12 protein-coding genes and 3 pseudogenes are annotated in these 13,307 nt (G+C 43.7%); 14 read left to right on the top strand and 1 reads right to left on the bottom strand.

The features are described 5' to 3' along the window. Window positions 1-122 precede the first annotated feature (122 nt). The 9 genes and pseudogenes from B3R79_RS06455 (at window position 123) to B3R79_RS06415 (ending at window position 9,229) form a co-directional block, all read left to right on the top strand. Window positions 123-569 carry a MarR family winged helix-turn-helix transcriptional regulator gene (locus B3R79_RS06455; RefSeq protein WP_009853976.1) on the top strand — a complete coding sequence of 149 codons (447 nt, stop codon included), beginning with the start codon at window positions 123-125 and terminating at the stop codon, window positions 567-569. Then, window positions 562-1,971: pseudogene (locus tag B3R79_RS07450) on the top strand (ABC transporter ATP-binding protein); the annotation flags it as partial. The gene B3R79_RS06455 and the pseudogene B3R79_RS07450, both read left to right, overlap by 8 nt. Before the next feature lie 28 nt (window positions 1,972-1,999). After that, window positions 2,000-2,914, top strand: a pseudogene (locus tag B3R79_RS06440) (ABC transporter ATP-binding protein); the annotation flags it as partial. Window positions 2,915-3,068: 154 nt separating this feature from the next. Further along, on the top strand, window positions 3,069-4,034 hold the full coding sequence (locus B3R79_RS06435) for a thiamine pyrophosphate-dependent dehydrogenase E1 component subunit alpha (RefSeq protein ID WP_154454250.1): 966 nt from the start codon (window positions 3,069-3,071) through the stop codon (window positions 4,032-4,034). Window positions 4,035-4,061: 27 nt separating this feature from the next. Beyond that, window positions 4,062-5,066 carry an alpha-ketoacid dehydrogenase subunit beta gene (locus B3R79_RS06430; protein ID WP_168260910.1) on the top strand — a complete coding sequence of 335 codons (1,005 nt, stop codon included), beginning with the start codon at window positions 4,062-4,064 and terminating at the stop codon, window positions 5,064-5,066. A gap of 14 nt (window positions 5,067-5,080) precedes the next feature. Further along, window positions 5,081-6,448, top strand: coding sequence for a dihydrolipoamide acetyltransferase (locus B3R79_RS06425; RefSeq protein ID WP_293695764.1), 1,368 nt, complete (start codon window positions 5,081-5,083; stop codon window positions 6,446-6,448). 20 nt (window positions 6,449-6,468) lie between these two features. Then, window positions 6,469-6,727 (top strand): annotated as a pseudogene (locus tag B3R79_RS07485) (biotin/lipoyl-containing protein); the annotation flags it as partial. 122 nt (window positions 6,728-6,849) lie between these two features. Then, window positions 6,850-8,229, top strand: a complete 1,380-nt coding sequence (gene lpdA / locus B3R79_RS06420; RefSeq protein WP_394992044.1) for a dihydrolipoyl dehydrogenase — start codon at window positions 6,850-6,852, stop codon at window positions 8,227-8,229. Between the two features lie 10 nt (window positions 8,230-8,239). Next, entirely contained in the window at window positions 8,240-9,229 is a 990-nt protein-coding gene (locus tag B3R79_RS06415; protein ID WP_168260907.1) for a lipoate--protein ligase, read from the top strand. 48 nt (window positions 9,230-9,277) lie between these two features. Here B3R79_RS06415 and B3R79_RS06410 read toward each other — a convergent pair whose 3' ends face one another. Continuing rightward, entirely contained in the window at window positions 9,278-10,060 is a 783-nt protein-coding gene (locus tag B3R79_RS06410; RefSeq protein WP_293695758.1) for a protein-ADP-ribose hydrolase, read from the bottom strand. Window positions 10,061-10,205: 145 nt separating this feature from the next. Between B3R79_RS06410 and B3R79_RS06405 the strand changes: the two genes are divergently transcribed. The 5 genes from B3R79_RS06405 to B3R79_RS06385 form a co-directional block, all read left to right on the top strand. Further along, the gene (locus tag B3R79_RS06405) at window positions 10,206-10,496 is read left to right on the top strand and encodes a rhodanese-like domain-containing protein (protein ID WP_168260905.1); all 291 of its coding nucleotides are present in this window, start codon (window positions 10,206-10,208) and stop codon (window positions 10,494-10,496) included. A 77-nt stretch (window positions 10,497-10,573) separates the two neighbouring features. Next, window positions 10,574-11,041 (top strand): GNAT family N-acetyltransferase, encoded by a 468-nt coding sequence (locus tag B3R79_RS06400; protein WP_204984553.1) that lies wholly within the window; start codon window positions 10,574-10,576, stop codon window positions 11,039-11,041. A 175-nt stretch (window positions 11,042-11,216) separates the two neighbouring features. Beyond that, a complete protein-coding gene (locus B3R79_RS06395) occupies window positions 11,217-12,401 on the top strand; it encodes an Mbeg1-like protein (RefSeq protein WP_293695751.1) in 1,185 nt (394 codons plus the stop codon). Window positions 12,402-12,559: 158 nt separating this feature from the next. Further along, window positions 12,560-12,955, top strand: coding sequence for a stress response transcriptional regulator NmlR (gene nmlR, locus B3R79_RS06390; RefSeq protein WP_168260903.1), 396 nt, complete (start codon window positions 12,560-12,562; stop codon window positions 12,953-12,955). Between the two features lie 18 nt (window positions 12,956-12,973). Then, the coding region (locus tag B3R79_RS06385) for an aldo/keto reductase (RefSeq protein WP_293695749.1) at window positions 12,974-13,307 on the top strand (334 nt) is incomplete at its 3' end.

The raw sequence follows: 13,307 nt of genomic DNA, 5'->3' as shown, positions 1-13,307 counted from the left end.
CAAAGTTCTATAATAACTATTGGTAAATAGATGAAAATGTCTAGCAAATCTTGAAATTTAGCTAAAAAATTGTTTTGGGGCTAAGTTTTGAGAGGCTTGCTTTTTTGAGTTTGGAGGCAATAATGAACCCGACAAATGCTCCTTATGGCTGGTTAGTCAAACGGATAGCTCATCGTTTGGAACAAAACATGAATAATTTCCTAAAACCGTATAATATTACGATTATGCAGTCATGGGTGTTGATGTTTTTGAAACGAACAGAGAAGTGCTACACTTTTAAAGAATTAGAGAAACAATTTGAAGTGTCTCAGCCGACAATGGCTGGTATTTTGGCGCGTTTAGATCAAAAAAATATGATTATCACAAGCCAAGATGAGAAAGACAAGCGTATCAAAAAAGTTGAAATTTCTGACGAAGGTAGGGCTTTGATTAATCGTTTGGGTGAACACTTGGATGATTCAGAGCGTGCAATTGTGGGGGATTTTACCAAAGACGAGCAGGAGACGTTTCATTTATTGCTTGAAAGAGCTTATTATAATGTTGTAGAAAGAGGTGATGAGAATGATTAAAACTTTACTAGCGCAGGTGAAGGAGTACAAAACGCCATCTTTACTAGCTCCTTTGTGTGCCGTTTTGGAAGTTTTCTTCGACATGTCAATTCCCTTTGTGATTTCGAAATTGATTGACCAAGGGATTCAGGCGGGTAATATGGCTGTCGCTATGAAATTTGGCTTGTTAATGCTATTTCTAGCCATTTGTGGTTTGACAACTGGCTTTTTAGCTGGAAAATTTGCGGCAGAAGCTTCGGCTGGTTTTGCGGCTAATTTACGTGAGGGGATGTACGATAATATTCAGACCTTTGCCTTTTCTAATATCGATAAATACAGCACGGCTGGTTTGGTGACGCGGATGACAACGGATGTCACAAACGTCCAAAATGCCTACCAAATGATTATCCGTGTGGCAGTCAGAGCACCTTTAACCGTGTTTTTCAGTATGTTTATGTGCTTTGTGGTTGACCGTCGCTTGAGTATCATGTTTTTGATTGCGGTAGTGATTTTAGCAACTTCGCTCTACTTTATCATGCGCAGAGCCATGATGAGTTTTAATTACGTTTTTCGTAAATACGATGAACTCAATGCCAGTGTTCAAGAAAATATCTCTGGTATTCGCGTGGTAAAAGCCTTTGTGCGCGAAGATTATGAAAATAAAAAATTCACCAAGGCAGCAGAGAACATTTACCAGCTTTTTGTTAAGGCTGAAAAAATTGTCATTTTCAATAACCCAATCATGATGTTTATCATCTTCGCGTGTATGATTTGCTTGTCGTAGTTTGGGGCACACTTTATCGTGGCAGGAAGCTTGACCACAGAGGAATTGACGTCGCTTTTTTCGTATATCTTTGCCATGATGATGTCTTTGATGATGTTGTCTATGATTATGGTCATGATTTCCATGAGTACGGCCAGTGCTGAGCGGATATCAGAAGTGTTGACGGAAAAAGCAGATATTGTGAATCCTGAAAATCCATTGATGGAAGTGCCAGATGGCAGCATTTGTTTTGATCATGTGCATTTTTCGTACAAGCATGGTAGTGGTGAGGAAGTGCTATCTGACATTGATTTGTCTATTGCATCGGGTGAGATTATCGGTGTTATCGGCGGTACAGGTTCAGGAAAAACCTCATTTGCAAACTTGATTTCCCGTCTTTACGATGTGGATGCTGGTTCCGTTACTGTGGGTGGTCATGATGTCCGCCAATACGATTTGGAAGTTTTGCGTGACCAAGTTGCCGTTGTGCTACAAAAAAATATCCTCTTTTCAGGAACTATTTTGGATAATCTTCGCTGGGGAAATGAGGACGCGACGGAAGAAGAATGCATTGAAGCTTGTCGCCAAGCCTGTGCGGATGAATTTATCGAGCGTTTCCCTGATAAATACAATACGTGGATTGAGCAAGGTAGTAATAGTGGTTTTCCCAGATCCAGTTGAACCGGTGATGGCGGGTGCTGACCGTGTCTTTACCTTACTTGATGCTGATGTGGAAGGGGACGAAGGTTATGTTGAGCTGGTGAATGCCAAGGTGGACGCTGCTGGTCACATCCAAGAGGTGCCAGAAACCACAAGTATGTGGGCATGGAAACACCCACACGAGGATGGTACGGTGACCTACCACAAACTTGAAGGTGGCGTGACTTTCTCAGATGTAACCTTTGGTTACAACGACCACAAGATGGTCTTGCATGATATCAATTTGTTTGCAGAACCTGGGCAAAAGATTGCCTTCGTCGGTTCAACTGGATCTGGGAAAACCACTATTACCAACTTGATTAACCGTTTTTACGATATTCAAAAAGGGAAAATCCATTACGATGGTATCAACATCCGCAAAATCAAGAAAGCAGATCTTCGCCGTAGCCTAGGGATTGTGCTTCAAGACACACACCTCTTTACAGGAACGGTGATGGACAATATTCGTTATGGTCGCCTGACGGCATCAGATGAGGAGTGTATCGAGGCCGCTAAATTAGCCAATGCTCATGACTTCATCAAACGCCTGCCGAAAGGTTATGACACTGTTTTGACTGGTGATGGTAGCAATCTTTCACAAGGGCAATGTCAGTTGCTAGCGATTGCGCGTGCGGCGGTAGCCAATCCACCAGCCTTGATTTTGGATGAGGCAACCTCTTCTATTGACACACGGACAGAAGTGCACGTCCAAGAAGGGATGGACGCTCTCATGAAAGGGCGCACAACTTTTGTTATTGCCCACCGTTTGTCAACGGTTCGCAATGCTGATTGCATCATGGTGCTTGAGCGTGGTCGTATCATCGAACGGGGTAACCATGATGATTTGATGGCGCAAAAAGGACGCTATTACCAACTTTATACAGGAAACGCAATTAGCGACTAACCCATCCAAACAACCTTTGAAAATGGCTGAACTGTTTTCAGGGTTGTTTTTTTCTTTAAATCGTTTTCAAAAAAGCGGTTAAATAATTTGTGATTTGACCAATAATAGCTTATGATAAAGAGAGTAAGACATGGAAATTTTGGAGGGCAATCAGATGAATTTGTCACGTGAAAACTATATAGAGATGTATCTCAAAATGCAGCGCATTCGTGAGTTTGACCTGCGCATCAATAAACTCGTCCGCCGAGGCTTTGTGCAAGGCATGACGCATTTTTCTGTGGGGGAAGAAGCAGCTAGTGTTGGGGCTATGGCTCACTTGACCTATGATGATATTATTTTTTCAAATCACCGTGGGCATGGGCAGTGTATTGCCAAGGACATGGATTTGAATAAAATGATGGCCGAATTGGCAGGCAAGGTGAATGGGGTATCTAAAGGCCGTGGGGGCTCGATGCACCTAGCGGATTTTGAAAAAGGCAATTACGGTACCAATGGTATTGTAGGGGGTGGCTATGCCCTAGCTGTTGGTGCCGCCCTGACACAAGACTACAAGCAAACAGGCAATATTGTCGTGGCTTTTTCGGGTGATGGAGCAACCAACGAAGGGTCTTTCCATGAATCCGTGAACCTAGCTGCCACATGGCACTTGCCAGTGATTTTCTTTATCATCAATAACCGTTACGGTATTTCGATGGACATCACAAAAGCAACCAACACCCCTCACCTTTACACGCGTGCGGAAGCTTATGGCATTCCAGGTTTTTACTGTGAAAATGGCAATGATGTGTTGGCGGTTTACGACACGATGGGTAAGGCGGTTGCGCATGTGCGTGCTGGTAAGGGACCAGCCATCGTGGAAGTAGAATCTTACCGCTGGTTTGGGCATTCAACGGCCGATGCTGGAAAATACCGCAGCAAGGAAGAAGTCGATGAGTGGAAGAAAAAAGACCCGCTGGTCCTCTTTCGCACCTATTTGACGGACAATCACTTGGTTGACGCTGAAGCATTGGATGCTTTGGATGCTCAAGTGGTCAAAGAAATCGATGACGCTTACGCTTTTGCTCAAAATAGCCCTGAGCCAGATTTAGCAGTGGCATTTGAAGATGTTTGGGCTGACTAGGCATTTGCATCAAAAAGGAGAGAGATAATGACTGAAACAAAACAAATGGCCTTTCGTGAAGCCATTAATCTTGCGATGGCTGAGGAAATGCGCAAAGACGACATGGTTTTTCTCATGGGTGAGGACGTCGGGATTTATGGCGGTGACTTTGGAACGTCTGTAGGTCTGATTGAAGAATTTGGTGCCAAACGAGTGAAAGACACGCCGATTTCAGAGGCGGCGATTGCAGGGAGTGCTATTGGGGCTGCTATTACAGGTCTGCGTCCTATTGTGGATGTGACCTTTATGGATTTCATCACCATTGCCCTTGATGCCATTGTTAATAACGGTGCTAAAAACAATTATATGTTTGGTGGTGGTCTAAAAACACCCGTGACCTTCCGTGTGGCCTCTGGTTCTGGCATCGGCTCAGCTGCCCAACATTCGCAATCGCTAGAGGCTTGGTTGACCCATATTCCAGGCATTAAGGTGGTTGCACCAGGAACGGCTAACGATGCTAAAGGGCTCTTAAAATCAGCCATTCGAGATAATAATATTGTCATTTTCATGGAACCAAAAGCCCTCTACGGCAAAAAAGAAGAAGTGAGTTTGGATGCTGAGGAGTATCTACCACTTGGTAAGGGTGAGATTAAGCGTGAAGGAACAGATGTGACAATTGTGTCTTATGGCCGAATGTTGGAGCGTGTGCTGCAGGCAGCTGACGAGGTGGCACAAGATGGTATCAGCGTTGAAGTGGTTGACCCAAGGACCCTTATCCCGCTTGATATGGACCTGATTATCCAGTCGGTTAAAAAGACAGGACGCCTCATGTTGGTTAATGATGCCTACAAAACAGGTGGCTTTATTGGGGAAATTGCTGCGCGGGTGACTGAGAGTGATGCTTTTGATTACTTAGACTATCCTATCGTGCGACTGGCTAGTGAAGATGTGCCAGTGCCTTATGCTCGCGTCTTGGAAGAAGGTATTTTACCAGATGTGACAAAGATTAAAGCTGCTCTGTATCAAATGGCACGCAATGGACGCGACAACTAAGGGAGGTGTGGCCTGTGGCAAAGGAAATTATTATGCCAAAACTCGGCGTAGATATGCAAGAAGGTGAAATCCTAGAGTGGAAAAAAGCCCAAGGAGATAGTGTCCAAGAGGGCGATATTTTGCTTGAAATCATGTCTGACAAGACCAATATGGAAATCGAAGCTGAGGATTCAGGAGTTCTTTTGAAAATCGTGCATCCTGCGGGTGATGCTGTGCCTGTGACCAAAGTAATCGGATACATCGGTGCAGCAGGTGAAGCCCTCCCTGATTCTGTGGGAGAGGAGACGGCTAGTCCAAGTCCGTCAACTCAGGAAGCACCAGCCCAATCCTTGTCAGGTGTGTCAGCGCCAGCTACTGCCCCTAAAAAAGTGGATAATGGCAAGGTTCGTGCGACCCCAGCTGCTAGAAAGCTAGCGCGGGAGCGAGGGATTGACCTTGAAAAAGTGACGGGAAGCGGTGCCAATGGGCGTGTGCATGAAGCAGATGTGCAGGCCTTTAAGGCAGTGCGCGTGACACCTTTGGCTCGCAAGATTGCGCAAGATAAGGGCGTTGATTTGAATACTTTGGTTGGTACAGGGGCGCGTGGCAAAATTACCAAAGAAGATGTTTTAGCCAGTGTGCCAGCAGAAAAAGTGGCTACTTCGCAAAAAACACCTCTTGCTGTGAATCAAGCCCAAGACGGCGTTGAAGTGATCAAGATGTCTGCTATGCGTAAGGCTATTTCAAGAGGCATGACCCAATCTTATTTCACGGCGCCAACCTTTACCTTAAATTACGATATCGATATGACCAATCTCATAGCGCTGCGTCAGCAATTGCTTGAGCCAATCAAGACCAAAACAGGTTACAAGGTGACCTTTACCGATTTGATTGGGCTTGCTGTAGTTAAAACCTTGATGAAGGAAGAACACCATTTTCTTAACGCTTCTTTGATACATGATGCGCAGGACATTGAACTCCATCATTTTGTGAATTTAGGAATTGCCGTTGGGCTTTCAGACGGCTTAGTGGTACCTGTGGTTCACGGTGCAGACCAAATGACTTTGTCAGAATTCGTGGTGGCTTCAAAAGACGTCATTCAAAAAGCGCAGGCTGGCAAATTAAAAGCGGCAGAAATGTCAGGATCAACCTTCTCAATCACTAATCTGGGGATGTTTGGCACTAAATCATTTAACCCCATTATCAACCAGCCAAATTCGGCTATTTTAGGTATTTCAGCGACGATTGATACGCCAGTAGCATATGAAGGTGAGGTGGTTATTCGTCCTATTATGGGAACGAGTTTGACCATTGACCACAGGCTAGTGGATGGCATGAACGGTGCCAAATTCATGCTGGATTTGAAAGCACTTCTTGAAAATCCTTTGGAATTGCTCATCTAATTAACAGAAAGGAAAAAGCAATGGCAGTAGAAATTATCATGCCCAAGCTCGGCGTTGACATGCAAGAGGGCGAAATCTTAGAGTGGAAAAAAGCCGAAGGGGATTCTGTGAACGAGGGCGATATTCTCCTTGAAATCATGTCTGACAAAACCAATATGGAAATCGAAGCCGAGGATTCAGGGGTACTTTTAAAGATTGTGCATCCTGCAGGCGATGTTGTCCCTGTCACAGAAATCATTGGTTACATTGGTGCTGAGGGTGAGGCCGTCGAATCAAGTCTGCAAAGGACAGCCGATAAAGCTGTCTCAGACCTAACTGCAGCAGGCTTGGTCGTTCCGCCAGCCGTTTCAGTGGCCAAAACCAACCATGACAAAGTGTTGCTGGCAGCTGAGGAATACGATATGATTGTCGTCGGTGGCGGTCCTGCAGGTTATTATGCCGCTATTCGTGGGGCTCAATTAGGAGCTAAAGTAGCCATCGTTGAAAAATCTGAATTTGGTGGTACCTGCCTCAATGTTGGCTGTATTCCAACCAAAACTTATCTCAAAAACGCTGAAATTTTGGACGGACTCAAAATTGCTGCTGGACGCGGAATAAACCTCGCCTCAACCAATTACAGCATTGACATGGATAAAACCGTTGATTTTAAAAATTCGGTTGTTAAAACCTTGACAGGCGGTGTTCGTGGGCTCTTGAAGGCTAACAAGGTTACTATTTTTGATGGTCTTGCTCAGGTTAATCCAGATAAAACCGTAACCATTGGCTCTCAAACCATTCAGGGGCATAGTATTATTTTGGCGACAGGTTCAAAAGTATCGCGGATTAACATTCCAGGTATTGAGTCACCTCTTGTTTTGACCTCTGATGATATTTTAGATTTGCGAGAAATGCCTAAGTCACTAGCTGTTATGGGCGGTGGCGTTGTTGGAATTGAACTTGGTTTGGTGTGGGCGTCTTACGGTGTTGATGTCACTGTTATCGAAATGGCAGACCGCATTATTCCAGCCATGGATAAAGAAGTGTCTCAAGAATTGCAAAAAATTCTCACTAAAAAGGGCATGACCATCAAGACCAATGTTGGCGTAGCGGAAATCAAGGAAAGCAATCACCAGTTGACCTTGACCCTGACAAATGGCGAAAGCATTCAAGCTGAAAAAGCCCTGCTATCTATCGGACGCGTTCCACAAATGCAAGGACTTGAAAACCTCAATCTGGAAATGGAAGGCAACCGCATCAAAGTCAATGCCTACCAAGAAACCTCTATCCCAGGCATTTACGCTCCAGGTGATGTCAATGGGCAAAAAATGCTGGCGCACGCTGCTTATCGTATGGGCGAAGTGGCTGCTGAAAATGCTATTCGTGGCAATCATCGCAAAGCCAACCTCAAATACACCCCAGCAGCTGTTTATACCCATCCAGAAGTTGCCATGGTTGGTCTGACGGAAGAAGCGGCACGAGAACAATACGGCGATGTTTTAATTGGCAAATCAAGCTTTGCTGGCAACGGACGAGCCTTAGCATCTAACGAAGTGCAAGGTTTTGTCAAAGTCATTGCAGACCGCAAATACCATGAAATTCTTGGCGTTCACATTATTGGACCTGCTGCAGCCGAACTCATTAACGAAGCCGCAACCATTATGGAAAATGAATTGACCGTTGATGATGTGGCACAAGCCATTCATGGACACCCAACCTTCTCTGAAAATATGTACGAAGCCTTCATGGATACTATCGGAGAAGCCATTCACAACCCACCAACACCTCGCCATTCTCAAAGATAAGGACCATTAGATGAAATACATTATCAATCATTCTCACAATCCAGCCTACAACATTGCCTTGGAAGCCTATGCTTTTCGTGAATTATTAGAAGAAGATGAGCTATTTATCCTGTGGATTAACGAGCCAACTATTGTTATCGGCAAGCATCAAAATGCTATTGAGGAAATAAATAAGGCTTACACAGATGAGCATGGTATCCATGTGGTGCGGCGTTTGTCAGGTGGCGGAGCCGTTTACCACGACCTCAACAATCTCAATTACACGATTATTTCCAACAAATCTCAAGAAGGGGCTTTTGATTTCAAGACCTTTTCTCAGCCTGTTATTGCCACTTTGGCGGATCTCGGCGTAACGGCAACTTTCACAGGACGAAACGACCTTGAGATTGACGGCAAGAAATTTTGTGGTAATGCCCAAGCTTACTACAAGGGGCGAATGATGCACCACGGTTGCCTGCTCTTTGACGTGGATATGACCGTTCTTGGCAATGCCTTGCAGATCTCAAAGGATAAAATCCAATCCAAAGGTGTGAAGTCTGTGCGTGCGCGTGTGACCAATATCTTGGATGAATTGCCTGAAAAAATCACGGTTGATGATTTCTCAGAAAAATTGCTCAACAAAATGCGAGAATTGTACCCTGACATGACCCAATACCATTTTTCAGAGCAGGAATTGCAAGCCATTCAGACTTTGGCAGACCAACAATTTGGCACCTGGGATTGGACCTACGGCACAGCTCCTGAGTACACAATCAAGCGCTCGGTTCGCTACCCAGCAGGTAAACTAACCATTTATGCTGACATAGACAAATCCATCATTCAGGGCATTAAAATCTACGGTGACTTCTTTGGCATCAAAGACGTTTCAGATATTGAGAAAGCCCTTATTGGCCTTCGCTATGAGTATTCAGACGTCCTAGCTAAACTCCAAACTATAGACACAAGCCTTTACTTTGCCAATATCAGCCCAGAAGACATTGCCAAAGCCATTGTTGAGTAAGAAAAAACCGTTAGCTATTGCTAACGGTTTTGAGGTTGATGATTGGAATCAATTCAACAACTTTTGATAAATATGGCGTTCTTTATCGTTATTGACGGCAAAGATGACTTTTTTGACAAAGTGGCTTTGTTCTAAGAATTGTTTGGTTGTTTGGACGGCGACTTCAGCGACATTTTCATCGACAAAATGCGGGTCCTTGCTAGAATTAATCGCAGGTAGTGCCACGGATTCTAGCTGATTTTTCTCAGACAAGCCCAAGCAAGCCAAATAGGTTTGCGTCAGCAAATCCTTAGACATGGGGGTCAGAGGTCCGCTGAGATTAGGGCTGACGGTGTGTAGGACAAATTTGGCAGGCAGATTGTAAGCGGGTGTGATTTTGGCTGTTCCTGTTGGTTCTTCATAAGGCTGTTGCTCCATGAGATTGTAACAATCTTGTCGCAGCTGAACACCCGCATAAGTGTGGATGGCATTTTCCGAGCAATTATGCAAAGGTTTAAAGCAGCCTAGCAGATGACGACTCGCCGTATTAACAATACCGTCAACTTTTAGCCGTGTAATATCCCCCTTCCAAACGTAAAAACGCTCATCGTTGGGAACAGTGTGTAAGTGGTTGAGAAAAACCACTACACGCTCTGCCGCTTTTAATTGCAAATAATCGTTTTGAACAGAGAGGAAGTGCCGAGATGTCGCCATTGGAGGACGAACATTTAATAGAGCACGCAATAAGGACTCTTGACCTGACAAATCCTCTGGAATATGAATTGCTTTGTATTGCGAATTTTCCTTTAGCAAGTAGTCTAAGAGATAATTAACCATTTCTTGTTTAGTCATGAGGCCTCCTTTATGAACGCATAAACGTTACTAAGGATAAGTATAGCACCTTTTTGACAAAATGGCATTAAGAAATGCAAACGATAACACAAAAAACATCTTTTTATGTTAATAAATGAGAATAAAAAAGGAGATAAGATGCATTATGATTAAAACCATTACAACACAGGACCTGAAAGAACACCTGCAAAGACAACAATGTCATGTGCTTGATGTCCGTGAGCCAGACGAATATGCCACAGGGCACGTGCCAACGGCGGTTAATTTACCATTGAGTGAATTGGTCGAACGGTACCAAGAATTAGATAAGGACATGCTTTATTATGTGATTTGTCAGATCGGTGGGCGTTCTGAGCGGGCAAGTTTGTTTTTGGACCAAGAAGGTTACCAAGTCGTAAATGTGCTAGGAGGAACATCCGCTTGGCCAGGGCATTAGAAAAATAAGCTCTGCCGTAGTTACAAGCCACAAAGAAGATGGTATAATAGATAAAAAGAGATATGGGGGAGTTAGACATGACCATTAGACTTGCGACAAGTGCTGATATTCCAAGCTTAATGGACCTTTTGCAACAAGTTTTGTCCGTACATCATGCAGTAAGACCTGATTTGTTCCAAGCTAAAGGTGTGAAATACACGGAGCAAGAATTGGCAGATCTGCTTTCTGATGATAAGCGTCCTATTTTTGTCTATGAAGGCGAAGAGGGCAAGGTGTTGGGGCATATGTTTACTATCATTGAGGAAGCACAAGCGCCAAAAGTTCCTCACAAAACCTTGTTTATCGATGATTTGTGTGTGGACGCGGCAGCGCGTGGGCACAAAATTGGGGAGCAGTTGTACCAGTTTGCCTTGTCTTATGCGAAAGAGATTGGTTGCTACAATGTGACCTTGAACGTTTGGAATGCCAATGAAGCGGCTCTGCGTTTTTACCAACATCAAGGCATGACCCCGCAAGAAACCCGTATGGAACACATTATCAAATAAGCTGACAGTTAGGAGCAGCCCTAACTGTTTTTTTGCCATTTTTTGAAAATACATGAGGAAAACATGAAAAAAATACAGTTAAAATCCATTTTTTTCAAAAATATGAGATAATAGGAGTGTAAACGATTGCCCATTGAGCAGCAATCAGATGGCGTGTTTCGCAAAAGGGGGACTTATGGGGACAATAAACGATTATGTGACGCAACATCAAGACAAGACTTTCGAGGCTTTTCCACTTAATGAGGCGGATAAAATGTGCCTAAATGAGTTGGGTTATTTTTGTTTTGAAGAACTGGATGCCAGTATCGATGTGACCAAGGATGTCTTGGTGCAAGAAGTTTTTCGTCCGTATAGCACGGGGGAAAAGACCTTGGACCGCAATTTTTTGGCGACTAAATCACGTATTGATTTGCTAAAAACAGTGGCGGAATCGGACCGTTTTGCGGATTTGCACGTGTCTTATTATGTCAATGATGTGGACGAAGAATACGAAAGACAGTTTGCGGCAATGGTCTTTAGTTTACCTCAGTTAGATTATCGCCAACTGGTTTTTCGTGGGACTGATGACACCTTGATTGGTTGGAAGGAAGATTTCAAACTGAGTTATGTGCGAGAAATCCCAGCTCATCGTTCGTCTTTGAAATATTTGGAAGAAATTTTAAGTGAGAATGCGGGTTCTTTTACCTTGTCAGGGCATTCTAAAGGTGGCAATTTAGCCCTATACGCGGCGGCTAATGTGCGTCCTGACCTTCGCTCGCAAATCACGCAGATTTATATGTTGGATTCTCCAGGGCTTAATGAAGCCGACCTTGCAAAAGAAGGTTACCGAGCAATTCGCGATAAGGTGCGGGTTATTCGACCAGAAGAGTCTATCGTTGGGGTGATGTTGTACAATGACATCGAGCCAGTTATCGTTCAAAGTCAAGGTGTGGGCATCATGCAGCACGCTTTGACCAATTGGCAAATGGACGCTGAAACAGGCCAATGGCTAATTGCCGAGCATCCAACAGAATTGAGCCGAAATCTTGAAAAAACCTTTAAACAGTGGACGGATGATTTATCAAGCCAAGAATTAAAACTCTTGTTTGATACCTTGTTTGACACCCTCATGTCCAGTGGCATTACCAGTATCAACGATTTGGCGGTTAATCGAGAATTTATGTCGAAACTCTCTGCTAGTCTAATCTCCTTTTACTCTATTGGAGCAGAGAAGAAGTTTCTCCTAGCCAAGTCGGCCAAGCTCTTTTTGGGGGCTTTTATGGGACACAGTAAATTAGCTACCTTGACTAAAGACAGAGGCAATTTGTCCCTGCCTGATTTGAATCGTTTCCGCGACTATTGGGACGATAGAAGAGAGTGATGAAATTGTTTAGCACTTAGATTGGTCTGGGTGCTTTTTTTGGTGTTCCAGCCTATTTTAGAAAACGATTATATTTTTACTAAAAAGTTCCTTTTTGGGATTGACTTGGAGTGGACTCTAAGGTATATACTGAAGGTAACAAAGAGAGGAGATGACCTATGAATATCAAAACCGTTAGCGAGCAGACAGGGATTTCGGCAGATACGATTCGTTATTATGAGCGGATTGGCTTGATTCCACGCGTCAAACGTCAGGCGTCGGGCGTTCGTGATTTTTCAGAACGTGACATTGCGGCCTTGGAATTTGTCCGTTGTTTCAGAAGAGCAGGCGTTGGCATCGAATCCTTGATTGAGTACATGGGCTTGGTGGAAGCAGGTGATGGCACCGAACAAGCAAGGCTAGACTTATTAGAAGAAGAACGTGTCAAATTAGAAGCCCGCATTGCCGAATTGCAAGAAGCCCACAGACGACTCAACCGCAAAATTCAAAACTACCAAAACATCGTTCTTAAAAAAGAACAGCATTTGTTTAACGAAGAAATCACAAAATCTTGATGTGGAAAAGAGAACCTAGTGGAATACAAAACATTATCAAACGGTATTAAAATGCCTATTTTAGGATTTGGAGTTTACCAAATTCCTAATATCGATGAATGCGAGCGTGTGGTTAGTGATGCCATTTTAGTTGGTTATCGTTTAATTGATACAGCTCAATCCTATAAGAATGAAGAAGCTGTTGGAAATGCTATCCGTAAGTCAGGGATTGCACGTGAAAATTTTTTTATCACAACTAAAATTTGGATAAGCAATTATGGCTATGAGAAAGCAAAAGCTTCTCTGGATGCTTCTTTAGCTAAACTTCAAACAAACTATATTGATTTAGTCCTTCTCCACCAGCCATTTGGTG

It is taken from the genome of Streptococcus sp. UBA3373 (genome assembly GCF_002360305.1).
Taxonomy (GTDB): Bacteria; Bacillota; Bacilli; order Lactobacillales; family Streptococcaceae; genus Streptococcus; species Streptococcus alactolyticus.
This window is presented reverse-complemented; position numbering and strand designations above follow the sequence as displayed.